Annotated in this window: 25 protein-coding genes; 20 read left to right on the forward strand and 5 right to left on the reverse strand. The window is 63.2% G+C overall.

All coding sequences use genetic code 11. The features are described from left to right. Nucleotides 1–28 precede the first annotated feature (28 nt). The 6 genes from gloB to BC443_RS07555 all read left to right on the forward strand — a co-directional run bounded on the left by gloB (nt 29) and on the right by BC443_RS07555 (nt 7,777). Entirely contained in the window at nt 29–796 is a 768-nt protein-coding gene (gloB, locus tag BC443_RS07530; protein ID WP_071231235.1) for a hydroxyacylglutathione hydrolase, read from the forward strand. A gap of 76 nt (nt 797–872) precedes the next feature. Continuing rightward, nucleotides 873–2,036 carry a transglycosylase SLT domain-containing protein gene (locus BC443_RS07535; RefSeq protein ID WP_071231236.1) on the forward strand — a complete coding sequence of 388 codons (1,164 nt, stop codon included), beginning with the start codon at nt 873–875 and terminating at the stop codon, nt 2,034–2,036. Nucleotides 2,037–2,142: 106 nt separating this feature from the next. Then, complete coding sequence (locus BC443_RS07540; protein WP_071231237.1) at nt 2,143–4,002, forward strand: extracellular solute-binding protein; 1,860 nt, start codon at nt 2,143–2,145, stop codon at nt 4,000–4,002. 9 nt (nt 4,003–4,011) lie between these two features. Next, nucleotides 4,012–5,085, forward strand: coding sequence for a microcin C ABC transporter permease YejB (gene yejB, locus BC443_RS07545; protein ID WP_071231238.1), 1,074 nt, complete (start codon nt 4,012–4,014; stop codon nt 5,083–5,085). Next, a complete protein-coding gene (locus BC443_RS07550; protein WP_071231239.1) occupies nt 5,085–6,188 on the forward strand; it encodes an ABC transporter permease in 1,104 nt (367 codons plus the stop codon). Before yejB ends, BC443_RS07550 begins: the two co-directional genes overlap by 1 nt. Next, nucleotides 6,185–7,777, forward strand: coding sequence for a dipeptide ABC transporter ATP-binding protein (locus tag BC443_RS07555; protein ID WP_071231240.1), 1,593 nt, complete (start codon nt 6,185–6,187; stop codon nt 7,775–7,777). The genes BC443_RS07550 and BC443_RS07555 overlap by 4 nt, the downstream gene beginning before the upstream one ends. Before the next feature lie 93 nt (nt 7,778–7,870). Here BC443_RS07555 and BC443_RS07560 read toward each other — a convergent pair whose 3' ends face one another. Next, nucleotides 7,871–8,572 carry a pseudouridine synthase gene (locus tag BC443_RS07560; protein WP_071231241.1) on the reverse strand — a complete coding sequence of 234 codons (702 nt, stop codon included), beginning with the start codon at nt 8,570–8,572 and terminating at the stop codon, nt 7,871–7,873. Nucleotides 8,573–8,595: 23 nt separating this feature from the next. Beyond that, complete coding sequence (locus BC443_RS07565; protein WP_071231242.1) at nt 8,596–9,399, reverse strand: amidohydrolase; 804 nt, start codon at nt 9,397–9,399, stop codon at nt 8,596–8,598. 128 nt (nt 9,400–9,527) lie between these two features. Here BC443_RS07565 and rarD point away from each other — a divergent pair, with 128 nt between their 5' ends. After that, a complete protein-coding gene (gene rarD, locus BC443_RS07570) occupies nt 9,528–10,493 on the forward strand; it encodes an EamA family transporter RarD (RefSeq protein ID WP_244179835.1) in 966 nt (321 codons plus the stop codon). A gap of 73 nt (nt 10,494–10,566) precedes the next feature. Here the strand turns inward: rarD and fliE are convergent, their stop codons facing one another. Beyond that, complete coding sequence (gene fliE, locus BC443_RS07575) at nt 10,567–10,893, reverse strand: flagellar hook-basal body complex protein FliE (protein WP_071231244.1); 327 nt, start codon at nt 10,891–10,893, stop codon at nt 10,567–10,569. A 305-nt stretch (nt 10,894–11,198) separates the two neighbouring features. Here fliE and fliF point away from each other — a divergent pair, with 305 nt between their 5' ends. The 5 genes from fliF (at nt 11,199) to fliJ (ending at nt 17,057) form a co-directional block, all read left to right on the forward strand. Further along, on the forward strand, nt 11,199–13,013 hold the full coding sequence (gene fliF, locus BC443_RS07580; RefSeq protein ID WP_071231245.1) for a flagellar basal-body MS-ring/collar protein FliF: 1,815 nt from the start codon (nt 11,199–11,201) through the stop codon (nt 13,011–13,013). Then, nucleotides 13,010–14,008 (forward strand): flagellar motor switch protein FliG, encoded by a 999-nt coding sequence (gene fliG / locus BC443_RS07585; RefSeq protein ID WP_071231246.1) that lies wholly within the window; start codon nt 13,010–13,012, stop codon nt 14,006–14,008. Before fliF ends, fliG begins: the two co-directional genes overlap by 4 nt. Then, nucleotides 13,995–14,930 carry a flagellar assembly protein FliH gene (locus BC443_RS07590; RefSeq protein ID WP_071231247.1) on the forward strand — a complete coding sequence of 312 codons (936 nt, stop codon included), beginning with the start codon at nt 13,995–13,997 and terminating at the stop codon, nt 14,928–14,930. The genes fliG and BC443_RS07590 overlap by 14 nt, the downstream gene beginning before the upstream one ends. After that, nucleotides 14,923–16,341: a flagellar protein export ATPase FliI gene (gene fliI / locus BC443_RS07595; protein ID WP_071231273.1), complete on the forward strand. Its 1,419-nt coding sequence runs from the start codon at nt 14,923–14,925 to the stop codon at nt 16,339–16,341. The genes BC443_RS07590 and fliI overlap by 8 nt, the downstream gene beginning before the upstream one ends. Nucleotides 16,342–16,607: 266 nt before the next feature. Continuing rightward, nucleotides 16,608–17,057 carry a flagellar export protein FliJ gene (gene fliJ, locus BC443_RS07600; protein WP_071231274.1) on the forward strand — a complete coding sequence of 150 codons (450 nt, stop codon included), beginning with the start codon at nt 16,608–16,610 and terminating at the stop codon, nt 17,055–17,057. A 49-nt stretch (nt 17,058–17,106) separates the two neighbouring features. Here fliJ and BC443_RS18800 read toward each other — a convergent pair whose 3' ends face one another. After that, nucleotides 17,107–17,244 (reverse strand): hypothetical protein, encoded by a 138-nt coding sequence (locus tag BC443_RS18800; protein WP_157957031.1) that lies wholly within the window; start codon nt 17,242–17,244, stop codon nt 17,107–17,109. Nucleotides 17,245–17,482: 238 nt separating this feature from the next. Between BC443_RS18800 and BC443_RS07605 the strand changes: the two genes are divergently transcribed. The 8 genes from BC443_RS07605 to fliR all read left to right on the forward strand — a co-directional run bounded on the left by BC443_RS07605 (nt 17,483) and on the right by fliR (nt 23,149). Continuing rightward, nucleotides 17,483–18,586 carry a flagellar hook-length control protein FliK gene (locus BC443_RS07605; protein WP_071231248.1) on the forward strand — a complete coding sequence of 368 codons (1,104 nt, stop codon included), beginning with the start codon at nt 17,483–17,485 and terminating at the stop codon, nt 18,584–18,586. A 202-nt stretch (nt 18,587–18,788) separates the two neighbouring features. Then, the gene (fliL, locus tag BC443_RS07610; RefSeq protein ID WP_071231249.1) at nt 18,789–19,271 is read left to right on the forward strand and encodes a flagellar basal body-associated protein FliL; all 483 of its coding nucleotides are present in this window, start codon (nt 18,789–18,791) and stop codon (nt 19,269–19,271) included. Between the two features lie 18 nt (nt 19,272–19,289). After that, nucleotides 19,290–20,300 (forward strand): flagellar motor switch protein FliM, encoded by a 1,011-nt coding sequence (gene fliM / locus BC443_RS07615; RefSeq protein ID WP_071231250.1) that lies wholly within the window; start codon nt 19,290–19,292, stop codon nt 20,298–20,300. Next, nucleotides 20,293–20,802, forward strand: a complete 510-nt coding sequence (fliN, locus tag BC443_RS07620) for a flagellar motor switch protein FliN (protein WP_071231251.1) — start codon at nt 20,293–20,295, stop codon at nt 20,800–20,802. Before fliM ends, fliN begins: the two co-directional genes overlap by 8 nt. Further along, nucleotides 20,799–21,242, forward strand: coding sequence for a flagellar biosynthetic protein FliO (gene fliO, locus BC443_RS07625; protein WP_071231252.1), 444 nt, complete (start codon nt 20,799–20,801; stop codon nt 21,240–21,242). The genes fliN and fliO overlap by 4 nt, the downstream gene beginning before the upstream one ends. An 83-nt stretch (nt 21,243–21,325) precedes the next feature. Beyond that, entirely contained in the window at nt 21,326–22,012 is a 687-nt protein-coding gene (gene fliP, locus BC443_RS07630) for a flagellar type III secretion system pore protein FliP (RefSeq protein ID WP_083387278.1), read from the forward strand. Nucleotides 22,013–22,071: 59 nt separating this feature from the next. Further along, the gene (fliQ, locus tag BC443_RS07635) at nt 22,072–22,341 is read left to right on the forward strand and encodes a flagellar biosynthesis protein FliQ (RefSeq protein WP_071231254.1); all 270 of its coding nucleotides are present in this window, start codon (nt 22,072–22,074) and stop codon (nt 22,339–22,341) included. Between the two features lie 16 nt (nt 22,342–22,357). Continuing rightward, a complete protein-coding gene (fliR, locus tag BC443_RS07640) occupies nt 22,358–23,149 on the forward strand; it encodes a flagellar biosynthetic protein FliR (RefSeq protein WP_071231255.1) in 792 nt (263 codons plus the stop codon). Nucleotides 23,150–23,354: 205 nt separating this feature from the next. On the opposite strand, the gene flgL is transcribed toward fliR, so the two are convergent. Next, entirely contained in the window at nt 23,355–24,587 is a 1,233-nt protein-coding gene (gene flgL, locus BC443_RS07645) for a flagellar hook-associated protein FlgL (protein ID WP_071231256.1), read from the reverse strand. Nucleotides 24,588–24,589 lie beyond the last annotated feature (2 nt).

Below are 24,589 nucleotides of genomic sequence, written 5' to 3' on the forward strand. Positions count from 1 at the left end.
AGACGAACCTGCCGGAGAAGAATGCCACATGTTGACCGTGAAGCCGATTCCCGCGTTCCAGGACAACTACATCTGGCTGCTGCGCCAGGACTCGCAGGAGCGCGTCGCTGTCGTCGACCCCGGTGATGCCAAACCCGTCATAGCCTGGCTGGAACAGGAAAATCTGACGCTCGACACCATCCTGATCACCCACCACCATCAGGATCACACGGGCGGGTTGCAGGCGCTGATCGAGCGCTACGCTCCCACGGTCTACGGCCCCGCCAACGACGCCATCTCCGGCATTGACCATCGCGTCGGCGAAGGTGACGAATGTCGCGTGCTGGGGCGCCGCTTCGAAGTCTACGCCGTCCCCGGCCACACTCTGGATCATATCGCCTTCCATGCGCCCGGCACACCAGGGCTTTTGTTTGCCGGTGATACGCTCTTCTCCGGCGGTTGCGGGCGCTTGTTCGAAGGTACTCCCGAGCAGATGCGGGACTCGCTGGCGAAACTCGACGCACTGCCGGAAGACACCCTGGTGTTTGCCGCCCACGAATACACCCTCGCCAACCTGGCTTTCGCCGCCGCCGCCGAGCCCGACAACGCCGCTCGCGACGCCTACCGGCGCGAGTGCCAGACCGCTCGCGACCTGGATCGGCCCACGCTGCCGACCACGCTGGGCCGCGAACGCCAGATCAACCCGTTCCTGCGCGTCGACGAGCCAGGCCTGCGCGAGACATTGCATGAGCAAGGGCCCGTCGATGACAGCATGGCCGCCTTTGCCACGCTGCGCGCATGGAAGGATCGTTTCTAGCATCGCAGAGCGAGACGACGTGATTCGCTGTCGACCTGACCACTGCGGTGACCGTGTTACCAAGGATCTTGAACGAATGAATTTCCCACCGAGGCGCTGCCATGTCTTCGTCGGCCTCGCCGGTAGCCTGCTGCTGTCCGCGCTTCCCGTGACCGCCATGGCAAAAACGGCGCCGGAGGCCGCAAGCGGCGCTTCACAACGTACCTTCTGGTCTTCGCTGGTGCTCCAGGAGCGTCGAGCGCCCGATGTCTGGAACCGCCTGCGCAAAGGGTTCCGGATGTCCCACGAGACGGCCAACCCCCGCGTGGCCGAGTGGCTGGCGTGGTATCGCGAGCACCCGCAACACGTTGAGCAAGTGGCGGAACAGGCCAAGCCCTGGCTTCGCTGGGTCACCCGGCGACTGGAGGCCCATCAGCTGCCCAGCGAGATCGCGCTACTGCCCTTCATCGAAAGCGGCTACGACCCGACGGCCACCAATCCGGGCGGGGCAGCGGGCCTGTGGCAGTTCATGCCTGGCACCGGTGATGCCATGGGCCTGTCGCGCACGGCCTGGTACGACGGCCGCCACGACGTGGTCGCCGCCACCGACGCCGCCATGAACTATATCAAGCAGCAGGCCGACCGCTGGTATGACGGTGACATGCTGCTGGCGCTGGCCGCCTACAATGCGGGCGCCGGCACCGTGAATGCCGCTCGGAACGCCGCGGCCAATCGCGGTGACCCGATCGACTACTGGCATCTGCGCCTGCCTGCGGAGACCATGGCGTACATTCCGCGTCTGCTGGCGCTATCGGCAGTAATCGCCGAGCCGGAGCAGTACGGTGTAGCGCTGCCCTCGATTCCCGACAAGACCCAGTTCGCCCAGGTCGATACCGGCGGTCCGCTGACGCTGTCGATGGCAGCGGACCTCGCCGGCGTCGACCCGCAGACGCTGCGCGATCTGAACCCCGGCTTCAAGCGGGCCTCGACGCGCCCGCGCGACGACGCCAGCCTGCTGGTACCGGCGGCAGCAAAGCAGCGTTTTCTCGCCAACCTGGCGACGCTGCCCACTGCGGAACGCACAGTGCTCAACCGCTATGTAGTTCGTCGCGGCGATACCCTCTCGGCCATTGCCGCGCGCTTCGGCGCCAGCGTCAACGAGATCCGTCAGGAAAACGGCCTCGAGGGGAGCATCATCCGTATCGGGCAGACGCTTTCCGTGCCCGCCACGACATTGGCGCAGAACGGCGATCATCGATAGCGTTTTTCCCTTGATCGCGCTTTGACAGGGCAGCGTTTAGCGGTACAACGATTCACCACGTCTGGCGCCCACACGGGCGCTCGCACCGAGATGAAGGATATCGAAGATGGCTGGATTCCGATGGCTCCTGGCTGCTGCCGCGCTGGCGCTGACCATACTGCTGTCGGCGCCGGTCAGCGCCCAGCCGACAGAAACGCCGGGGCAGAGCGCTGGCGTACCTACCGTGCATGCCATCGCGCTCTATGACGATCCGGCGCTGCCCGCCGACTTCGACCACCTGCCCTACGCCAACCCCGCCGCCCCCAAGGGCGGGACGCTGCGCCGTGCAGCCAACGGCAGCTTCGACTCCACCAATCCCTTCATCATCCAGGGCACGCCTGCCGACGGCCTCAACCAGATCTACGACACGCTGATGGAATCCAGCGCCGACGAACCTTTCACCATGTACGGGCTGCTGGCCGGCGGCATCCGGCTCGATCCCGACCGTCACTGGATGGAAATCGATCTCCGGCCCGAGGCGCGCTTCCACGACGGCACGCCGGTCACCGCCGAGGATGTCGCGTTCAGCTTCCGGCTGCTCCGCGACAAGGGCTCGCCCTTCTATCGCGCCTACTACGCCAGTGTCGAATCGGCTTCGGTACTCAGCGAACGCACTGTGCGCTTCACCTTTTCCAACAACCAGTCGCGGGAACTGCCGCTGATCCTGGGGCAGTTGCCCGTACTGCCCAAACACTACTGGCAAGACAAGGACTTCACCAAACCGACCCTCGACAAGCTCCTGGGCTCCGGTCCCTACGAGATCGACGAAGTCGACCCCGGCCGGCGTATCGTCTATCGGCGCGTCGACGACTACTGGGGGCGGGATCTGCCGCTCAATCGCGGGCGCTACAATATCGATCGGCTGGTCTACGACTACTTCCGCGATCAATCGGTGGCGCTGGAGGCGTTTCTCGCCGGCGCGCTGGACATGCGCATCGAAAGCAGCGCCAAGAACTGGGCGACCGCCTACGATACGCCGGCCGTCGAGGACGGCGCGATCCAGCGGGTAATCGTGCCGGATGGCCAGCCGGCAGGAATGCAGGGCTACGTGTTCAATACGCGCCGCGACAAACTATCGGACCCTCGTGTACGCCGGGCGCTGGGGCTGGCGTTCGATTTCGACTGGCTCAACCAACATCTCTTCTACGGGGCCTATCAGCGCACCGAGAGCTTTTTCCAGAATTCCGAGATGGCCGCAACCGGGTTACCCAGCGACGGCGAGCTTGACTTGCTCGCACCCCATCGCGACCAGCTGCCCGCCGCGGTATTCGACCAGCCCCTGCCGATGTCCCGCCCCGAGGCGTTGCGTCCGCGCCTGCGTCAGGCGCTCGAACTGCTGCGCGAGGCCGGCTACGACGTCCGCGACGGCAGACTGGTGAACCTCGAGACGGGCCAGCCTTTCACGCTGGAGTTTTTGCTCTACGACAGCCAGTGGGAGCGCATCACCCAGCCGTTCATACGCAATCTGGAGCGGCTCGGCATCCAGAGCAAGATCCGCGTGGTCGACGTCAACCAGTACCTCGACCGCCTGCGCCATTTCCAGTTCGACATGATCGTCGGCAGTTTTCCGCAATCGGCCAATCCCGGTAACGAGCAGCGCGACTTCTGGACCAGCGACTATGCCGACGTCCCCCAGAGCCGCAACCTGGCGGGCGTGCGGGACCCGGTAGTGGACGCTCTGGTCAATGAACTGATCCAGGCGGACGATCGCGAGACGCTGGATGCCGCCTCCCGGGCACTCGACCGGGTTCTGCGGTGGGGCTTCTATGTGGTGCCGCAATGGAATTTCGACGGCACTCGCGTCGCCGTCTGGGACAAGTTCGACTACCCTCGGCCGTTCCCGCGCTATACGCCCGATTTCACGGTGTGGTGGGTCGATCCCGACCGCGCCCAGGCCATCACCGCGCGCCAGCGCGGCCAGGAGTGATTGCCCGCCATGGCCAGCTATATCGTTCGTCGCCTGCTGCTGATGATTCCCACCCTGCTGGGGATTCTGCTGCTCAACTTCATCATCGTGCAGGCCGCCCCCGGCGGACCGATCGACCAGATGATGGCCCGCTTCGAAGGTTTGAACAGCAATGCCAGCACCGGTCTCGAAAGCGGTGGCGGCGACGGCAATAATGGCGGCAGCGCGCAGCGCCTTGCCGGTGTCAACGAGGAACTGCGTCAACAACTGACCGAAGAGTACGGCTTCGACAAGCCGGCCTGGGAACGCTTCGGCCTGATGCTCAAGGACTATGCCACGTTCGATCTGGGCGAGAGTTTGTTCCGGGGGCAGCCGGTGCTGGACCTGGTACTGGATCGGCTGCCGGTGTCGATTTCGCTGGGGCTATGGACGACACTGCTGGTCTATCTCATCTCGATCCCGCTGGGCATTCGCAAGGCCCTGCGCCACGGCAGCGCCTTCGATGTCTGGTCGTCGGGCGCGGTGGTGGTCGGCTACGCGATCCCCGGCTTCCTGTTCGCGATTCTGCTGATCGTGGTCTTTGCCGGCGGCAGTTACTTGAACTGGTTCCCGCTGCGCGGGCTGACGTCCTCCAACTTCAGCGAGCTGTCGCTGCTCGGCAAGATCCAGGATTACTTCTGGCACATCACGCTGCCGGTCCTCGCCTCGGCCATCGGCAGCTTCGCCACCCTCACCATGCTGACCAAGAACAGCTTTCTCGACGAGATTCACAAGCAGTACGTGCTGACGGCTCGCGCCAAGGGCGCCTCGGATCGGCGCGTGCTCTACGGCCACGTGTTCCGTAACGCCATGCTGATCATCATCGCCGGCCTGCCCTCGGCGCTGATCGGCATCCTGTTCACCGGCTCGCTGCTGATCGAGGTGATCTTCTCGCTCAACGGCCTTGGCCTGCTGGGGTTCGAGGCCGTCATGCAGCGCGACTACCCGCTGATCTTCGGCACGCTCTACCTCTATACCCTGATCGGGCTGGTACTCAAGCTGATCTCGGATCTGACCTACGTCTGGGTCGACCCACGCATCGATTTCGGCACCCGGGAGTCGTGATGACATCGAGCCATCGCCGGCGCTTGTCGCCAATCACTCAGCGTCGCCTTCAGGTCTTTCGCGGCAACCGACGTGCCGTCTGGTCGCTCTGGATCTTCGGGTTGCTGTTCATCGTCAGCCTGGGCGCCGAGCTGGTCGCCAACGACAAGCCGATCGTGATGCAGTACGACGGCCATTGGTACGTGCCGCTGCTGGTGGACTATCCCGAAACCGAGTTCGGCGGTTTCCTGCCGACGACCGCAGACTATCGCGACCCCGTCGTCTACGAGCAGATCGCCGACAATGGCTGGATGCTGTGGCCGCCGGTGCCGTTTTCCTACCAGACGCTGGACCGCGACGTGCAGGGGCCGGTGCCTTCGCCGCCCGGCAGCCGCCACTGGCTGGGGACCGACGACCAGGGCCGCGACGTCTTCGCCCGCGTTCTCTACGGATTTCGGCTGTCGGTGGCCTTCGCCCTGGCGCTCACCATCGGCTCGATCTTCCTCGGCGTGGTGATCGGCGGCATTCAAGGCTACTTCGGCGGCAAGATCGACCTGATCGGCCAGCGCCTGATCGAAATCTGGTCGGGATTGCCGGTCCTGTTCCTGCTGATCATCCTGGCCAGCCTGGTCGAACCCAACATCTGGTGGCTGCTGGGCATCATGCTGCTGTTCTCGTGGCTGGGCCTGGTCGATATCGTTCGCGCCGAGTTCCTCCGCGCCAGGAATCTCGAGTACGTGAGAGCCGCGCGCGCCATGGGGCTACCCTCGCATCTGATCATGCGCCGACACGTGCTCCCCAACGCGATGGTCGCCACGCTGACCTTCATCCCGTTTCTGTTCACCGGCGCCATCACGACGCTGACGGCACTGGATTTCCTCGGCTTCGGGCTGCCACCGGGCTCGCCGTCGCTGGGCGAACTGGTCGCCCAGGGCAAGAACAACCTGCAGGCGCCCTGGCTCGGCGTGACCGCTTTCGTCACCCTGAGCGTAATGCTGTCGCTACTGGTATTCATCGGCGAGGGGCTGCGCGACGCGTTCGATCCACGCCATATCCTCACCGCGAGCCGGGTCGATCGACCTGCCGCCCCACTCGATAGCCCGCGTCAGGAAAGCCTGCCATGAGCGACAAGCGACTGTTCGAACTGCGCCAACTGACCATCCGCTTCGGCGCCCAGGCGGCAGTAACCGCGCTGGATTTGCATGTCGATCGAGGAGAAACCGTCGCCGTGGTCGGGGAGTCGGGGTCGGGCAAGTCGGTCAGCGCGCTGGGGGCGCTGGGCCTGCTGCCGGCGGGCACCGACATCCAGGGAGAGCGCTATTTCGACGGCCGCGATATCGGCCATCTCTCGCCTCGCCAATGGAACGCGCTGCGCGGCGGGCAGATCGGTTTCATCTTCCAGGAGCCGATGACGTCGCTGAATCCGTTGCATAGCGTCGGCAAGCAGCTGGGAGAAACGCTGCGCCTGCACCAAGGGCTTCGAGGCGAAGCCGCCAGACGCCGCATCAAGGAACTGTTGAAACAGGTCAGGCTGCCCCGGGTCGAGGAGCTGATTTCGGCCTGGCCCCATCAGCTCTCCGGCGGGCAGCGCCAGCGGGTGATGATCGCCATGGCGATCGCCAACGACCCGAAACTACTGATCGCCGACGAGCCCACCACGGCGCTGGACGTGACGGTTCAACAGGAGATTCTGGCGCTGCTGGACGACCTGCGGGATCGTCACGACATGGGCCTGCTGCTGATCAGCCACGATCTCAACCTGGTACGTCGCCATGCCGACCGGGTCGTCGTCATGCGTCGTGGCGAGCGCGTGGAGACCGGCCCCACGCCCGTCGTCTTCGACACGCCGCAGGCCGCCTACACGCGACAACTGATCGATGCCATTCCCAGCGGTCGGCCGACGCCTCCGGAACAGGACGGCGAAACACCGCTGCTGGCCGCCGATCGCGTCAGCGTGGCGTTTCCCCGACCCAAGCCCTTCCTGCGGCCGCGCCCTCCGGCTTTCGTCGCCGTCGAGCCGTTGTCGCTGCAACTCCGCAAAGGGGAAACACTCGGCATCGTCGGTGAATCCGGCTCCGGCAAGACAACGCTGGCCTCGGCCCTGATCCGGCTGCTGCCCGCCAGCGGCGAGATCCGCTTCGCCGGACAGCGGCTCGATACCTTGAGCGGCGATGCGCTCAGGCGCCAGCGACGCGGGTTCCAGATCGTGTTCCAGGACCCCTACGGCTCGCTGTCACCGCGCATGCCGGTTGCCGATATCATCAGCGAGGGGCTGCGTTTCCATCATCCCGAGCTCGACGAATCGACCGTGGCCGAGCGCATTGCCGAAGCGCTCCGCGACGTCGACCTGCCGCCAGACTGCGGCGACCGCTACCCTCACGAGTTCTCCGGCGGCCAGCGCCAGCGTATCGCCATCGCCCGCGCCCTGATCCTCAAGCCGAGTCTGCTGGTCCTCGACGAACCGACCTCGGCCCTCGATCGCACGGTGCAGAAGCAACTGATCGAGCTGCTGCGAAATGTTCAGGCCAGACACGGCCTCGCTTATCTGTTCATCAGCCACGACCTCGCCGTGGTCAGGGCGATGGCGCACAACATACTGGTGCTGAAGGACGGCAAAGTCGTCGAACAGGGAGAGTGCGAGGGGCTGCTCGAAAACCCGCAATCGGCTTACACACGAGCGCTGATCGACGCTTCCTCCCTCTCCCCGCCTTGATGACGAATTCGAGGTAGCCTGAAGGTGTTTTTCCAAAACAAGATAACGGTATAAAAATTGAAGCCCGCGCTCCCGCTTCCCGCTGGAAGGCATTCAGAACGCGGCTATCTCTTCCGGGCGCAGATAGCGACATTCGCCGGGTTCGAGATCCGGGTCGAGCTCCAGCGGCCCGATCGCTTCACGGTGCAGCGTCTCGACCGTATGACCGACCGCCGTCAGCATGCGCCGGACCAGGTGGTAGCGGCCTTCGGTGACGCCGATCAGCACTTCGGTATCACCCACGGCTTCGAAGGTGGCCGGCCGGGTCGGCCTGTCGTCACCGTTCAACTCGACGCCCTCGGCAAACTGTTCCGCGATGCGCTCAGCCTCGCCCGCTATCAGAGGTTCACCCAATGTCGCCCGATAGCGCTTCACACAGGCGCGGTTCGGCGAGGTCACGCGGTGCGTCCACTTGCCATCGTCGCTGATCAGCAGCAGTCCCGAAGTATCGAGATCCAGCCGCCCTACCGGATGCACCCGCTCGATCTGCGGGATATCGATCAAACTCAGCACTGAGGGATGATGCGTCGGGCGCAGGGAGCACTCGACACCTACTGGCTTGTGCATCATCAAATATCTCCAGCCGACCCGTTCCAGTATGTCGCCCTGCCAACGCACCACCTGGTCGTCGGAAACCTGATACGAAGCGTCTCGCGTCACTTCGCCGTCGACGCTGACCTCGAACTGGCGCAGTGCACGCTTGGCCTGGCTGCGCGTGAGTTCCGTGGCCTCGCTAAGAAATCGATCCAACCGCATTGTCAGTCATCCCAGTGAAAAGGTCAGTCACCCCAGTGAAAAGTGTCGGCATCTTGCCACGCCGGGAACTTGTCGCGAAATGTCTTTAACGCATCGCTGGAAATCGTGACGGTTTCGACGAACGCCTCGCCCGGCGGATGATCGGCCAGCGGCTCGCCCTTGAAGTCCACCACCATGGAGTCGCCGGCGTAAGGCAGCCCGTTGCCATCCTCTCCCACCCGGTTGACGCCGATCACGTAGCTCAGATTCTCGATGGCGCGCGCCTGCAGCAGCGTTCGCCACGGATGTCTGCGCGGCGCCGGCCAGTTGGCGACGCACAGCAGCGCGTCGTATTCGGAAGGTTGACCAGCGCCGGGTTGCTGACGCAGCCATACCGGAAAACGCAGGTCGTAACATACCGACAGCAGGATGCGGACGCCCTTGATCTCGACCACCTGGCGCCGGGTGCCCGCCGCGTAATGCCTGGGCTCATCGCCCATGCGAAACAGATGACGCTTGTCGTAATGGGTCATCACCCCTTCCGGCGTCATCCAGATCAGCCGGTTGTAGCGGCGCCCACCGTCGGCGATCGCCAGGCTCCCGGTGATGGTGCAGCCTCGCTCCCGCGCCTGGCTGCGCATCCAGTCCAGCGTCGGGCTGGCGTCGAAGGGCTCCGCCATCGCTTCGGCATTCATGGTGAACCCGGTGGCGAACATTTCCGGCAGCACGATCAGATCGGTCCGGCTGCCATCCAGCGTCCCCATGCGGCTATCCAGCAGGCGTCGATTGGCTGCCGGATCCTCCCAATGCAGCTCGCTCTGTACGAGGCTGACGCGTAACTCGTTCATGGCTTTCCTCTTTGAAATCGCCGCCTTCGTCTGACACGGGACATTCCGGTACATTTCCCGTCGACATCGGGCAGCCTGCGTGACGTTGGTCATGATAGATTACGGGCCCGAGATATGGAGCGTCGATCATGTCGAGCCCTGCAATGGATGATTCCCGACCTCGAACCACCGAGACGGCAGCCCCCGAGCGGCAGGCTTCCGCGAGCGATGCGCGCCTTGGTGTCGTGTTCGGCGTCGGCGCGTACGCGATGTGGGGCTGTTTTCCCCTGTTCTTTTCGCTGTTCGATGGCGTGCCCGCGTTCGAGGTACTGATCCAGCGCATCCTCTGGTCCTGCGCCTTCCTGATCGTCGTGGTCACGCTGATGAGACGCTGGGCCGTGTTGGGCCGCAGCTTTCGAAGCCCGCGCGATCTGGTCCGCGGGCTGAGCTGGAGCCTCGGCTGCGCACTGCTCATCGCGCTGAACTGGGGGCTCTATATCTACGCGGTGGAAACCCACCACGTGCTCGAGGCGAGCCTGGGCTACTTCATGACGCCGCTGGTCAATGTGGCGTTAGGGATGCTCGTGCTGCGCGAACGGCTAGGGCGCTGGCAGATGCTGGCGATCGGCCTCGCGCTCGGCGCCGTTCTGCTGCAACTGGTGATACTCGGCAAGCTACCCTGGATAAGCCTGGTGCTGGCCATGACATTCGGCACCTACGGGTTGTTGCGCAAGCGTGTTTCCCTGGATGCGCTGTCGGGTCTGCTGGTGGAAACGAGCCTGCTGCTGCCATTGAGCCTCGCCGCGTTGGCGTGGCTGGCCTGGCATGGCCAGTCCCATTTTGGCGAGACATCGAAAACCACCGCACTGATGATCATCAGTGGCGTCGTCACCACCCTGCCACTGCTCGCCTTCGCTGGCGCCGCGCGACGGCTGACGCTCTCCACCGTCGGCTTTCTGATGTATCTCAATCCGACGCTGCAGTTCCTGCTGGCGCTATGGGTATTCGACGAAACCCTCTCGTGGCCCCAACTGACCACCTTCGTCCTGATCTGGATCGGGCTCGGATTCTACTCGGTGGAGACATGGCGCCAGCATCGCAAGCGTGGTGTCTGATGAACGCGAAAAGCCCGGCGGTCAAACGACCGCCGAGCTTCGGTGAAGCGCAAAACGAGGCCGGAAAAGCGCCTTAAATCTGCAGCCCCATGATTTCCTTGTACGCGGTCACGAGGCGATTACGTACCTGGACGCCCATGTCGAAGGCCACGCTCGCCTTCTGGGAATCGATCATCACGTCGTTCAATGCCACGTCGGGATCGCCGGCCTGGAAGGCCATGGCCTGCTGATTGGCGGACTGCTGCATCTGATTGATTCGTCCGAGCGAGGCCTGCAGTTCCCCGGCGAAGCTGCCGTGAGTCTCGGCAGCAGGGCTCTGCGCGCTCATGCCCTGTCCGCTCGCCTGAGCCGAGAGAGCCTGCATTTGCTGAAGCGCCGCTTGAATGGCTGGAGCACTCATGAAGTTTTTCCTGTATGACGGCGCCCCGTGGAAAGACGACACGACCGCCGGTGGATTCGACGCTGGCAGCCTATCAATAGCAAGCCAAACACTATCGCGGTAAATGCGCGTGAAAACATCGGCTTTTCCCACCTTCGCCATTAACGCATCGACACATAATGGCTGCCATCAAACTAACGCCCCGGCCAGGGCCGCGTCGGACTGACTCTCCGAGCGTGTCGAGGCACGGATGAGCAGACGCGTTGCAGGGAGCAGACTACTGCTATGTTGTCGAGTCGCACCACGTGCCATGAGCGGAGTCCGACATGAGCACGGCCACGTCGTCCAACGACGCTCAGAATTCAGCCAATGCATCCGCCCGGAATTCGAATCGCCAAGCCGCTTCGGAGACGACCTCCGGCGGCCGCGACTGGTTGAACAGATTGCAGCGGAACCCCCGTATCCCGCTGATCGTAGCCGGCGCCGCCGCCGTGGCTATCGTGATCGCCTTGCTGCTGTGGGCTCGCAGCCCGGAATATCGGGTTCTCTATTCGACGCTGACTGACGCCGACGGCGGTCGAATCATCACCCAGCTCGATACCATGGGCATCCCCTACGAGTTCAGCGAGGGCGGCCAGGCCCTGCTCGTCCCGGCCGACCAGGTCCGCCAGACTCGTCTCCGGCTGGCCGAACAGGGGCTTCCCGAAGCCAGCGGCGTCGGCTTCGAGCTGATGGACGACCAGGCATTCGGCATCAGCCAGTTCGCAGAGCAGGTCAACTACCAGCGGGCCCTGGAGGGCGAGCTGGCCCGTACCATCGGCACGCTGGGCAGCGTCGAGCGGGCCCGTGTCCACCTCGCCATGGCCAAGCCGTCCGTCTTCGTCCGCGAGAGCGAACCCGCCTCCGCCTCCGTCGTCCTCGATCTGCAGCCGGGTCGGGTACTGGGCGAAGGCCAGGTCAACGCCATCGTCCACATGGTCTCCAGCAGCGTGCCGCAACTGGCCATCGATGACGTCACCGTCATCGATCAGAACGGCGATCTGCTGAGCCGCTCCAACCGCAACACCAACCAGTTGGATGGCAGCCAGCTCGATTACGTCAACAATCTCGAAGACCAGTACGCCCAGCGCATCGAGGCGATCCTGGCGCCGATCGTCGGCGCCAGGAACGTGCGCGCGCAGGTCACCGCGCAAATCGACTTCTCCCAAAGAGAGCAGACCGCAGAGCGTTACGGCCCCAACCAGGCGCCGAACGAGGCCGCCGTGCGCAGCCAGCAGACCAGCTCGTCGTACCAGAGCAATGGCGATCTCGCCATGGGCGTACCGGGCGCGCTGAGCAATCAGCCGCCGGGCGTTGCCGCCTCCCCGATCAACGCGCAGGGCACCCAAGCCCAGACCGATGGGGCCGACGATGCCGATAATGCCGACAACCAGAACGCGGATACGCAAGGCACCGAGACCGCTGACACCACCGACACCGGCCGGGCACGCCATGACAGCACCATCAACTATGAAGTCGACCGTACCGTAGAGCACGTCAAAGAGCACAGCGGCGACATCGAGCGCCTGTCGGCAGCCATTGTCGTCAACTATCGAGACGGCGTGGATGAAGACGGCAATCCGACCCAGGTCGCGCTGAGCGATACGGAGATGGAGCAGATTCGTGGCCTGGTTCGCCAGGCGATGGGCTTCTCGGCGGCTCGCGGCGATGCGCTCGAGGTCGTCAACAGCCCGTTCCAGATCGATGCACAGGATTTCGATACCCTGCCCTGGTGGCAGACGCCGGAAGTCTGGAGTCTCGGCAAGAGCGTACTGAAGTATCTCGTCGTCGCCCTGGTCGCCCTGTTCCTGTGGTTCAAGGTGGTGAAACCGCTCCTGCGTCGCCAGACCGCAGAGCCCGCTCCCGCGCCGGTGGCGGCACCGGCACCCGCCACCGGCGCGGCGGCAGCCGCCGGTGCCGCGAGCTACCAGGCAGTCAGTGACAGCGGCGTCAGCGACGAGCCTGTAGAAGGCTCGAGACGCGAACGCAGCCGTCGCGGCGCCTCGAGCTACGAGCAGGATCTCAAGGAAGTTCGTGAAATCGCCCAGGAAGATCCCCGCCTGGTCGCCATGGTCGTCAGAAGCTGGATGGACAAATCATGACGGTGGAAATGACTGGCGCTCGACGCGGCGCCATCCTGTTGCTCTCCCTGGACGAAGACAGCGCAGCGGAAGTCTTCAAGTACCTCTCCAGCCGAGAGGTGCAGGAGATCAGCCAGGAAATGGCCAAGCTCGGTCAGGTCTCTCATCAGGAGATGGCGGCGGTATTACGCGATTTCTACGAGGAAGCCGAGCAATTTACGGCCATCAATCTGCACTCCAGCGATCATATCCGCGCGGTTCTGACCAAGGCACTGGGCAGCGAACGCGCCAGCAGCCTGATCGAGGACATTCTCGAGACCAGCAATACGGCGTCGGGCATCGACTCGTTGAATCTGATGGAAGCGTCGATGGTCGCCGAAATGATCCGCGACGAGCACCCGCAGATCATCGCCACGATCCTGGTGCACCTGGAGCGCTCCCAGGCCGCCGATATTCTCGAACTGTTCGGCGACAAACTGCGCGAAGACGTCATGCTGCGCATCGCCACCTTCAGCGGCGTACAGCCGGCAGCGCTGCAGGAACTGACCGAGGTACTCACTTCGATGCTCGACGGCACCAACCTGAAGCGCAGCAAGATGGGCGGGGTCAGGACAGCGGCCGAGATTCTCAACCTGATGAACTCCACTCAGGAAGAACAGGTCATCGAAGTGGTTCGCGCGCACAGCGAGGACTTGGCGCAACGCATCATCGACGAGATGTTCCTGTTCGAGAACCTGCTGGATATCGACGACCGCGGCATCCAGATGATCCTGCGCGAAGTCGAAACCAACTCTCTGGTGATTGCACTGCGCGGTGCCGAAGAAGCACTGGTCGACAAGTTCACGCGCAACATGTCTCAGCGTGCGGCGCAGCTGATGCTCGAAGACATGGAAAACCGAGGACCGGTTCGTCTATCGCAGGTCGAAAACGAACAGAAGTCGATTCTGGCGGTCGTACGGCGTCTGGCGGATTCCGGCGAAATCGCCTTGACGGGTGGCGACGATGGCTACGTCTGATCGCAGCAATCGGACCGAATCTGACCGTGTCGAATGGCACCGCTGGCAGATGGAAGAGCTCGCGCGCGCCCCGTCCCCGGCTCCCGGTCAATCCGCCGCAAACGCTGAAGCGCAGCGTCGCCGTCGGCAACGGGAAGACGCCGAGGAGAAGGCGCGCCGAGCGATCGCCGAAAAGGCCCGGCAACAGGGTTACGAAAGCGGCTACAGCGAAGGGCACGAGCAAGGCTATCAGGCAGGTTACAAGGAAGGTCTCGAAGCGGCCAACGCAGCCGCCGAACTGGAATTCAACAAGCGCCTGGACATGACGCTGCGCCCCCTTGCCGAGCTGGCCGACAATTTCCGCCAGGCATTGGCGACGCTGGATACCGAAGTCGCCGATCAACTGGTCGAGCTGGCGCTGATCACAGGCCGCCAACTGGCGGGCGAGTCGCTGGCCGCGAACCCTGAACATATCCTGAGCGTGGTGCGCGAGCTGCTCGATGCCGACACCACCCTGAACGGCAAGCCCCGCCTGTGGCTGCATCCGGATGACCTCGAGCTGGTAACGACGTCCATGGGCGACTCTCTCGAGGCCAGCGGCTGGGAGTGTCATGCCGACCCTTCGCTCGAGCGCGGTGGCTGCCATGTCACCAGTGCTGCTGGCGGACTCGATGCCAGCTTGAGCACCCAGTGGAAAGCGATTCTCGACCAGCGACGCCAACGCAAGACGACGTCGAGCGGCCAACCGGCAAAGCCTGAATCTCAGGACAGCGAGCTCGAGTCAGGCCATGACCGCGCCCGCCGTGACGGCTCGAAGCAAGAAGGTGTCGATCACAGCGGTAGCCACAACGACAACGGTCGTAAAGGCCTCGGTCACGAGAGTGCCGATGGCGAGGGTTTCGATGGCGAGGGTCTTGATGGCGAGAGCTCCGATGATGAGTGACGCCACAGAGTCCTCGATCTCGTCGGGAGTCTCCCAGCACCACCAGCATTGGCGTCAAGTGCTGGGCAAGATCAGCCATCGTGTCGAATCACTCTCCCATTACCGCCACGAAGGCCGGGTGACTCGCGCCACGGGGCTGGTGCTGGAAGCCATCGGCATCCGCCTTCCGCTTGGCAGCGCCTGCCTGATCGAACTCTCCCCCGGCAACGGCCACGACGACGAACGCTTCGCCGAGGCGGAGGTGGTCGGATTCGCCGGGGACAAGCTGTTCCTGATGCCATTGGCAGACACCAGCGGCCTGTTGCCGGGCGCGCGGGTACTCGCGCTCAGCGGCAACCGCCTGGACATCGCCAGCGCCAGGCGCTTCCCGCTGGGCGACGGGCTGCTTGGCCGCGTCGTCGACGGTAACGGCCGGCCACTCGACGACCACGGCCCGCTCGAGCAGGCACCCCACGCCCCGCTGGACACGCCGCCGATCAACCCGTTGGCCCGTGCGCCAATCGATACCGCCATCGACGTGGGCATCCGTGCCATCAACGGGCTGCTCACCGTGGGCCGCGGCCAGCGCATGGGCCTGTTCGCCGGCTCCGGGGTCGGCAAGAGTGTGCTGCTGGGCATGATGGCGCGCTTCACCAATGCCGATGTCATCGTCGTCGGCCTGATCGGTGAACGGGGGCGCGAAGTTCAGGATTTCATCGAAAACATTCTGGGCGACGAGGGCCTGGCCCGAGCCGTGGTGGTTGCCGCCCCGGCCGATACCTCGCCGCTGCAACGCATGCAAGGCGCGGCCTACGCGACGCGGCTGGCGGAAGACTTTCGTGATCAGGGGCGCAACGTGCTGTTGATCATGGATTCGCTGACCCGCTATGCCATGGCGGCTCGCGAGATCGCGCTGGCCATCGGCGAGCCGCCTGCAACCAAGGGTTACCCCCCCTCCGTCTTCGCCAAGCTCCCGGCGCTGGTGGAGCGGGCCGGCAACGGCAAGCGCGGCGGTGGCTCGATTACCGCCTTCTATACCGTGCTGACGGAAGGTGACGACCAGCAGGACCCCATCGCCGACTCCGCCCGCGCGATTCTCGATGGCCACATCGTGCTTTCAAGACAGCTGGCGGAGAGCGGCCACTACCCGGCCATCGATATCGAGGCCTCGATCAGTCGTGCGATGCCGGCGGTGGTCGACACCAGGCGCCTGCGCCAGGCGCAAGGCTTCAAGCAGATGATCTCGCGCTACCAGCGCAACCGCGACCTGATCAACGTTGGCGCTTATATCACCGGCCAGGACCCCCAATTGGATCGCGCAGTCGCGCTCTATCCACGACTCGAGGCCTTCCTGCAACAGCGTATGAACGAGATCGCCGAGCTGGCTCCTACCCAGGCCGACCTTGACCGACTCATACCGATCGACGACTGACCTTCCGCCGCCCCCTCGAGTGGCAAATCGGCGCGCGCTGTTCCGGAATAGTGGCATTTTTCATCGCTTATCAATCCTTTGACGGGACGGCCCGAGCGCCACAATGGCAATCGGTGGATTGTCCCGGTGGATTGTCCCGGTGGATTGTCCCGGTGGATTGTCCCGGTGGATTGTCCCGGTGGATTGTCCCGGTGGATTGCCCCGATGGATCGCCACGGTGAATCGCCCCGGTTGACGGACGGATAGGAGGTAACGCTTTGGCCAACATGCACGCCATGCAGATGCTTCGTGATCTGGCGCAGCGCAGCAGCGACAAGGCTGTCGAGAACCTGGGTCATCTGCAGCGTCAACAGCAGGAGGCTCAGAATCAGCTCGGGCAGCTGCAGCGTTATCGTGACGAGTACCAGCGCAAGCTCCACGACAGTCTGACCCGGGGTGTCTCATCGAGCCAATGGCGGGACTATCAACAGTTCATCGCCTCTCTCGACAAGGCGATCGAACAGCAACAGCGCCGGCTCGGCGAGCACCAGTCTCGCGTCGAGAACGGCAAGCAGCACTGGCAGGGCGAACGCCGAAAACTCAACGCCTATGACACGTTGCACACACGCAGCCAGCATGAAGCGGCCCGCCACCAGGCGCGTCACGAGCAACGTCACAGTGACGAGATGGCCGCGCAGTTACGCCGCCGTCAGCAGGACGCCGGGCACCAGTGGTAATACCGAGACACTGAATGGAAGCCCTGCTCAGCAGCACCGATTAGAAGCTCTATCCGATAACGAAACTGGCGGCGTAGTCCATGGAACTTTCCTCTCTCATCAGCGTGACCTCATCCTCGACGCGTGGCGCCAATACCGGGAACAGCGCGTCCAGGGAAACGGCCAGCGCGCCCTTCGCCGATGTCATGCAGCGGGCCGCAGGGGCAGAAAAGCCCCAGCGATCCGCAGCCGGTGGAAGTTCAGCGTCGCAGGCAACGAACACTCCCGAGCGGTCGAATACCCAAGAAACCGATGACACATCCTCGGCCCTCGCCTCCAGCCGCCAGCCGACAAAGGATTCGCAGGTAGCGAATGCCGAATCCGATGCCACTCGACAGACGAGCGAGGACGCACGCGAAATTCTGCAAGCCCTGGAAGAGGGAGACATGACAGGGCTTCACGCCGTCCTGGCCAGCCTCGAAGGCAAGACCGACGGCAAGGCGCCATCGAGCTCCGAGGCGAGTGATAGCGACGCAGGGCCGATCGACGCGGACGCTCTTGCCGCCATCTTCGCCGCACTTCCGCTGACGACGGGCGCGCAACCCGCCGGTAACGTTTCGGCGGCTGCCGCCGGCAATGGCGCCGCGACACTCGGTGCCGGACAATCCGCCTTGCAGCAGATGACCCTGACGTCCAGCGACGCCGCACGCAACGTGGCCGCGATGCTGTCCGGCAAGATGTCGGTGTCCGACAAGATATCGGATGACGGCGATCAGCCCGGCTCCTCGACTCGCGTCAATGCGACTTCCGGACAGCCTGGGCTCAGCGAGCTGCTTTCGGCAGTCGAAGGAAACCGTAACGGCAATCCGACCTCGTCGTCGGGGCTGCTGGCAGCGGCCGGCCAGGTTCTGGCCCAATCTTCGTCAACGGGAGACCCGGACGGTGCAGCGCTCGCGGACGCCCTATCGGCATCCGGCGCGAAACGTGACGGACTGGATAGCGCCCTCTTCACGAGCCCGCGGCCCGATGGCGGATCTCTGTCGCATCTGACGTCGCCGCTATCGAACGGTACGGGATTGGCATCGGCAGCAACGATGACCAACGGCGCCATCTCGACCCCGGTTCAGTCACCGCAATGGCCAGCTTCATTCGGCCAGCAAATCCTGCAGATGCATCAGCGTGGCGACCAGCAGATGTCGCTACGCCTCCATCCGCAGGAGCTCGGCCCGCTGAGCGTATCGCTGACGGTACAGGACCAGCAGGCACAGCTTCAGATCCTTTCTGCCCACGCGCCGGTTCGCGCTGCCGTCGAGGCCGCAATGCCTCAGCTCCGCCAGGCGCTCGCCGATAGCGGCATCGCTCTGGGTGAAGCGATGGTCGGCGATCAGGGGCAGTTCCAGCAAGGCCAGTCATCGGACGACGATCGTCCGCGTGGCACGTCGAGCGCCTCCGGCCCGCTGCTTGCCGCATCGGGAGTCGATACGAGCGATGACGCCACCCTGCGCCAGGTTGCCCTCACCCCTAACGGCAATATCAACCTTTACGCCTAGCCAGCGCTGCCGATAACACGGATAGCGGCGGGCACTCCCGCCGCGACATCAAGTCATGCGGCGCCGTTCGCGATTGGCACGCCTTCATCTTCCGATCCCGGCGCATGAAAGGGGAAGTTAGCAGACCGGAAGGCGTCTTTTCCGTCGATCGCGACACCCTCTAGCACCGCATAATCCGCTGCAACTTTCAGAGATCACCGTAATGGCAGAATCAATGGCCGCATCCCGTAAAAGCCGCTCCCTCTTGTTGATAGGGCTACTGATCGTCCTGCTGGCGGTGGCCAGTTCGGTCGCCGTGTACTTCTTCCTCGACGCCCGCGACGGCAGCGAGGCGACCGAGGTCGTCGATGACGAGCCGGTCGAAGCGCCGGTGCCGATTTTCGTGACCATCAACCCCTTCACCGTCAATTTGCAGAGCGATTACGGCGACCGCCTGCTCTACGTCGGGCTGTCGCTGCGCGTCGGCGATGAGGCGACCAGCACGTTTCTCACTCAGCACATGCCCGAGGTTCGCAGCCGGCTGCTGATGCTACTATCCGGCAAGAGCGCCGAAGAGTTGATCAAGCCCGAAGGCAAGGTCCAACTGAAGCAGCAGATTCTCGACTTGTTCAACGAGCCGATCACCACGCCGCAGCCCACGTTATCCATCGACGACGTGCTGTTCTCCGATTTCATCGTGCAGTAAGCGGACGCCAGGCCAATCATGTCCCAAGACGATTTGCTGTCGCAGGAAGAGATCGACGCCCTTCTCAACGGTGTCAGCGGCGATACCGACACACCCGCCAAAGCGCCCGAGAGTAACCGTCGCGACGCGCGCCCGTTCGACCCGGCCAACCAGCACCGGGTCATCCGTGAGCGTCTGCAGGCGCTGGATATCATCAACGAGCGGTTCGCGCGTCTCTTCCGGGTGGCCCTGTTCAACCTGATTCGACGCAGCGCCGATATCACGGTCGCCGGCGTGCGCTACCAGAGCTACAGCGAGTTCGCGCGCAACCTGCCGGTACCGACCAACCTGAACCTGATCAGCCTCAAGCCGCTCAAGGGCACCGCCCTGCTGGTGTTCCCGCCGGGTCTGGTCTTCATGGTGGTGGACAACCTGTTCGGCGGTGATGGCCGGTTTTTGACCAAATCCGACGGTCGCGAATTCACCGCCACCGAACAGCGAATCATCCAGCGGCTATTGTCGCTGGCGCTGGAGGGTTACAGCGACGCCTGGAAATCGATCTATCCGGTGGACGTCGATTACATGCGTTCCGAAATGCAGGTGCGCTTTGCCAACATCACCAATTCGCCGAACGAGATCGTCGTCAACAGTACGTTCCATCTCGAGGTCGGCAACCTGACCAGCGACTTCAACATCTGCATTCCCTTTTCCATGATCGAACCGATCCGGGACATTCTGTCCAGCCCGATCGGAACGCTCGACAGCGACGATACCCAGTGGGAGTCGCGCATGGCCGGCGAGATCAAACAGACCCAGGTCGAATTGATCGCCGATTTTGCCGAGATACCTTCGACCATCGGTGACGTGATGGCACTGAAGGTCGGCGACATTCTCCCCTTCGATCTTCCCAAAGCCATCGACGTGCGTGTCGACGGTGTACCGGTCATGGCCTGTGAATACGGGACCCGGCAAGGTCAACGCGCGCTACGGGTGAAGCATCTTATTGACCATGGTACGTACTCCGCCATGAAGGACTTCGACAATGAGTGATGATCAAAAACCGGGATCCCAGAAGGGAGCTTCCGATACGGCCAGCGACAACAACCAGGATGCCGACGATCTTTGGGCAGCGGCCATGGCGGAACAGGGTGTCGAGCCTGAAGCCGACGAGTCCGAAACGGTCGAGGAAGCGACCAAGCCCACCGGCACGGCGGGTTCCGGCGAGGCACAATCGGCGGAAGCCGGCGTTTTCCAGTCCTTCGATCAAGGCAGCGGCAACACTCGCGAGGCTCGGGATCTGGCCGTCGTCATGGATATCCCGGTCAAGCTCTCGGTCGAGCTGGGCCGAACGCGCATCACCATCAAGCAACTGCTCGAACTGGCCCAGGGCTCGGTCGTGGAGCTGGACGGACTGGCCGGTGAACCGATGGACATCATGATCAACGGCTATCTCGTCGCCCAGGGCGAAGTCGTCGTCGTGGATGACAAATACGGCATCCGGATCACCGAGATCGTCACGCCGTCCGAACGCGTCCAGAAACTGAATCGATGAACGACGATACGCTACAGCAGGCGGCGCAGACCACGGCCGGCAGCGGCGACAGCATCGGCCTTCTGATGATGGGCAAGACGGCAATGTCGTTGCTGATCGTCGTGGCGATCATCCTGGCCTGCGCCTGGCTGCTGAAGCGTATCGGTCCTAACCGTCGTGCCGGAACGCAGCATCTGCGTGTCGTGGCCAGTACGCCGGTCGGGCAACGCGAGCGCGTGGTCATCGTCGAGGTCGATGATCGCTGGCTGGTTCTGGGCGTCGGTGGCGGTCAGGTAACCAAGCTGGACAGCATGACCCCGCCCCCCAATACGCCTGTCGCCTCTGGGTCGGCACCCTTGAGCGGCTCCTTTGCCAGTCGCCTGGGTCAAGCCCTCAAACAGAATGCGAGTGACTCGCTCAAGCGCCAAAAGCCCAGACGGGACAACGGGGTCGACAACTAGTGGCTATTGCGGCTAATTCCAGATTGCGTGGCGTCGTCGTGGGGTTGGGCGTCTTGGCGGCGTTGACTGCCAGCCAGTGGGCGATGGCGCAGGCGATTCCCGGCATTGTCAGCGAGCCAATGGCGGACGGCGGTCAGCGCTGGTCGCTGAGCCTGCAGACGCTGCTCTTTTTGTCTTCGCTCGCCTTTCTGCCGGCGATGCTGCTGATGATGACCTGCTTTACCCGGATCATCATCGTGCTGGGGCTGTTGCGTACCGCCATGAGCACGCCCTCGGCGCCGCCGACGCAGGTTCTGCTCGGGCTCGCGCTGTTTCTGACGTATTTCGTCATGTCGCCGGTACTCGACCGGGCCTATGAAGAAGCCTGGCAACCGTTCTCGGCCGAAGAAATTTCGATGGAGGAAGCGCTGGAGCGAGGCAGCCAGCCATTCCGCGAGTTCATGTTCGCCCAAACCCGGCAGGCCGATCTGGCAATGTTCGCCCGCATCGCCGATGTCGGCGAGATGCAGGGTCCCGAAGACGTGCCGATGCGTATCCTGGTGCCAGCCTATGTCACCAGTGAGCTGAAGACGGCCTTCCAGATCGGCTTCACGATCTTCATCCCATTTCTGATCATCGACCTGGTCGTCGCCAGCGTACTGATGGCTTTGGGGATGATGATGGTGCCACCGGCCACGATCTCGTTGCCGTTCAAGCTGATGCTGTTCGTGCTGGTCGATGGTTGGCAGCTTCTGATCGGCTCGCTGACCCAAAGTTTCTATTTCTCGTGAGTCGCACAGACACGAACCGTGTCGTCAGCCCCCGCTTCGCGACCGCATGGAGGTAAGCAATGTCTCCCGAAATGGTAATGAGCATGGCCTACCAGGGCATGAAAGTGACCCTGATGATAGCCGCTCCGCTACTGCTGACCGCGCTACTGGTCGGCCTGCTGGTCAGCCTTTTCCAGGCGGCGACCCAGATCAACGAAATGACGCTGACGTTCATTCCCAAGATCCTGGGCGTCTTCGCCATGCTGATCCTCTCCGGCGCCTGGATCATTCAGCTCCTGGTCAACTTCACTCGGGAACTGCTGCAGAACATTCCCCAGATGGTGAGCTGATTCGTCAGCGCGATCGATGATCGATATTACCTCAGCCCAGTGGGAAAGCTGGATACGGCTCTTCTTCTGGCCCACGGTTCGCATTCTTGCCTTCTTCATGGCGTCACCGCTGTGGAGCTTGCCGAGCGTACCAACGCCGGTAAAGGCGCTGCTTGGGGCCGCAATCGCTGTGGCCATCGCGCCTGCCCTGCCACCGATGCCGGCGATTCCTCTGTTCTCGCTGGAAAGCTTCGGCATCATGCTTCAGCAGATCCTTATCGGTATCGCCATGGGCCTGGTGCTGCGGATCATGATCGCCGTGGTGCAGACTGCCGGCGAGTTCATCAGCATGCAGATGGGCCTCGGGTTCGCGACCTTCTTCCAGCCGGATGCCGGCACCAATACGATGGTGCTGTCGCGCCTGCTGGAAATTTTGACGCTGCTGATGTTCCTGGCGATGAACGGACACCTTATCACGATCGAAATTCTCGCCTGGACCTTCGAGGTGCTGCCCATCGGCTCGACCTCGATCGATGCCAGCTTTGCCGAAACGCTGGCCCGCTGGGGCGGCACCATTTTCTCCTCCGGCCTGCTGATGGCGATTCCCATCGTCACCGCGCTGCTGTTGATCAATCTCTCGCTGGGCATTCTCAATCGTGCATCGCCACAGCTGTCGATCTTTTCGGTGGGTTTCCCGATGACACTGACCGCCGGCCTGGTGCTGATTACCGCACTGATTCCGGATATGGGAGGCTTCTGGAGCGATCTGTTCGAACAACAGCTTCGTTTCATGCAGGGCATGATCGAACAGATGGCCGGCACGCCCTGACCCGAGATCACAACGGGGCCAATCTCTCCCCGAACTCCTTTCCAATATTCGAAATCGCCAACCGACGGCTCACCCAAACCCAGACAAAAGGGGCGCATCCTGCAGGATTCGCCCCTTTGACTTCGAACCGGGCCGTTAACGGCCCGATCCGTTGGCGATTGAAATCCGACGCCGCGTCAGGTCGAACGTCGCGTCAGACCAAACATCACATCAGGTCGAACAACGAAGTCCCCTGCAAATCGACGAAGGCTTTCTGCGACGCCTGCAACCCCACCTGCCGCAGCACATAGTCCGAAATGGCGGTGGTGTAATCCAGATCGATCAGATCGCTCTGGGTCTGGGTGTAGCTGATCTTGCGATCGCCCCCTACGGTATCGAGCGTGTCCAGCTCGTTGAGTCGAGCACCGACGGACGCGCGCACGGTCAGCACATTGTCCAGTGCGTTATCCAGCTCCCGGCTGGAGGTCGACAGCGTATTGGCGAAGGCCGCCTTGTCGGCGTCGGAATCCAGCGGGTTCTCGAGGGCAGAGAGCATGTTCTCCAACGTCCTAAAGACGTCGGGCTTCATCTCAGAAGCCGGGCCCACCGCGAGCGTATCACTTGGCTCGGGCGTTCCTTCCAGCGTCAGACGGACGCCGCCGAATTCCAGAGTGGCACTGGTGCCGTCATAGGTACCTGTCTTGCTGACACTCGGGCCGCTAATCGTATAGCCGAAAGTGCCGTCACCATTATCGCTGAACGAAATAGCGTACTCGTCGCCGTAGCCATCGGCGGTCGTGTCCGTCACCTGGGGGCCAGTGAAGGTCAAGGTGCCAGTATTGCCGTCGCCAGCCTTGGCCAAGTAACCAGCGCCGGCCGCCACGCTCTGGAAGACCTCTTTCCCGGTGTTGCCGACGTCCATCATTCGAGAAGAGTCGACCTTCTGCTGGCGAACCGCGCCGGAGCCATCGTATTCTACGTACACCTTCTTGGGGTCAGAGTCATTATCCTCGACCTTGACGAAGGGCGCGGAACTATCCTTGTAACCGCCGAAGAGATAGCTTCCGTTACCGTCGGTAGAGTTGGCCTGCCCCAACAGCGCCTCGTAGACGCCACGCAGCTCCGACGCCTGGGACTGGCGGTCGGCGTCGCTCAGCGTGCCATTGCCGGCCTGGATCATGAGCTCCTTGGCTCTCGTCAGAGCATCGGAAACACTGTCGAGAACGCTCTCTTCCTGGCTCAGCGAGTTGCGCACCGTCACCCGGCTGTCGCTCTGCTGGGCATTGGTGGCCAACGATTGCGATACCCCGACCGCCCGCGATGCAGCCTGTGGGTCGTCGGAAGGACGCACCACACGCTTGCCGGAAGCGATCTGCTCGCCGACTTCCATGAAAGCGCCCTGCTGGCGGTTCATCGAGCTGACACTGCGCTCGAACATCATCACGGTGCTGACACGCACGG

Source organism: Salinicola sp. MIT1003 (assembly GCF_001858555.1).
GTDB lineage: Bacteria > Pseudomonadota > Gammaproteobacteria > Pseudomonadales > Halomonadaceae > Salinicola > Salinicola salarius.

What these genes read in the sequence shown, in the direction of transcription:
- gloB (WP_071231235.1), top strand. Translation starts at nt 29, where the DNA reads ATGTTGACCGTGAAGCCGATTCCCGCGTTCCAGGACAACTACATCTGG.
- BC443_RS07535 (WP_071231236.1), top strand. Translation starts at nt 873, where the DNA reads ATGAATTTCCCACCGAGGCGCTGCCATGTCTTCGTCGGCCTCGCCGGT.
- BC443_RS07540 (WP_071231237.1), top strand. Translation starts at nt 2,143, where the DNA reads ATGGCTGGATTCCGATGGCTCCTGGCTGCTGCCGCGCTGGCGCTGACC.
- yejB (WP_071231238.1), top strand. Translation starts at nt 4,012, where the DNA reads ATGGCCAGCTATATCGTTCGTCGCCTGCTGCTGATGATTCCCACCCTG.
- BC443_RS07550 (WP_071231239.1), top strand. Translation starts at nt 5,085, where the DNA reads ATGACATCGAGCCATCGCCGGCGCTTGTCGCCAATCACTCAGCGTCGC.
- BC443_RS07555 (WP_071231240.1), top strand. Translation starts at nt 6,185, where the DNA reads ATGAGCGACAAGCGACTGTTCGAACTGCGCCAACTGACCATCCGCTTC.
- BC443_RS07560 (WP_071231241.1), bottom strand. Translation starts at nt 8,572, where the DNA reads ATGCGGTTGGATCGATTTCTTAGCGAGGCCACGGAACTCACGCGCAGC.
- BC443_RS07565 (WP_071231242.1), bottom strand. Translation starts at nt 9,399, where the DNA reads ATGAACGAGTTACGCGTCAGCCTCGTACAGAGCGAGCTGCATTGGGAG.
- rarD (WP_244179835.1), top strand. Translation starts at nt 9,528, where the DNA reads ATGTCGAGCCCTGCAATGGATGATTCCCGACCTCGAACCACCGAGACG.
- fliE (WP_071231244.1), bottom strand. Translation starts at nt 10,893, where the DNA reads ATGAGTGCTCCAGCCATTCAAGCGGCGCTTCAGCAAATGCAGGCTCTC.
- fliF (WP_071231245.1), top strand. Translation starts at nt 11,199, where the DNA reads ATGAGCACGGCCACGTCGTCCAACGACGCTCAGAATTCAGCCAATGCA.
- fliG (WP_071231246.1), top strand. Translation starts at nt 13,010, where the DNA reads ATGACGGTGGAAATGACTGGCGCTCGACGCGGCGCCATCCTGTTGCTC.
- BC443_RS07590 (WP_071231247.1), top strand. Translation starts at nt 13,995, where the DNA reads ATGGCTACGTCTGATCGCAGCAATCGGACCGAATCTGACCGTGTCGAA.
- fliI (WP_071231273.1), top strand. Translation starts at nt 14,923, where the DNA reads ATGAGTGACGCCACAGAGTCCTCGATCTCGTCGGGAGTCTCCCAGCAC.
- fliJ (WP_071231274.1), top strand. Translation starts at nt 16,608, where the DNA reads ATGCACGCCATGCAGATGCTTCGTGATCTGGCGCAGCGCAGCAGCGAC.
- BC443_RS18800 (WP_157957031.1), bottom strand. Translation starts at nt 17,244, where the DNA reads ATGACATCGGCGAAGGGCGCGCTGGCCGTTTCCCTGGACGCGCTGTTC.
- BC443_RS07605 (WP_071231248.1), top strand. Translation starts at nt 17,483, where the DNA reads ATGACAGGGCTTCACGCCGTCCTGGCCAGCCTCGAAGGCAAGACCGAC.
- fliL (WP_071231249.1), top strand. Translation starts at nt 18,789, where the DNA reads ATGGCAGAATCAATGGCCGCATCCCGTAAAAGCCGCTCCCTCTTGTTG.
- fliM (WP_071231250.1), top strand. Translation starts at nt 19,290, where the DNA reads ATGTCCCAAGACGATTTGCTGTCGCAGGAAGAGATCGACGCCCTTCTC.
- fliN (WP_071231251.1), top strand. Translation starts at nt 20,293, where the DNA reads ATGAGTGATGATCAAAAACCGGGATCCCAGAAGGGAGCTTCCGATACG.
- fliO (WP_071231252.1), top strand. Translation starts at nt 20,799, where the DNA reads ATGAACGACGATACGCTACAGCAGGCGGCGCAGACCACGGCCGGCAGC.
- fliP (WP_083387278.1), top strand. Translation starts at nt 21,326, where the DNA reads ATGGCGCAGGCGATTCCCGGCATTGTCAGCGAGCCAATGGCGGACGGC.
- fliQ (WP_071231254.1), top strand. Translation starts at nt 22,072, where the DNA reads ATGTCTCCCGAAATGGTAATGAGCATGGCCTACCAGGGCATGAAAGTG.
- fliR (WP_071231255.1), top strand. Translation starts at nt 22,358, where the DNA reads ATGATCGATATTACCTCAGCCCAGTGGGAAAGCTGGATACGGCTCTTC.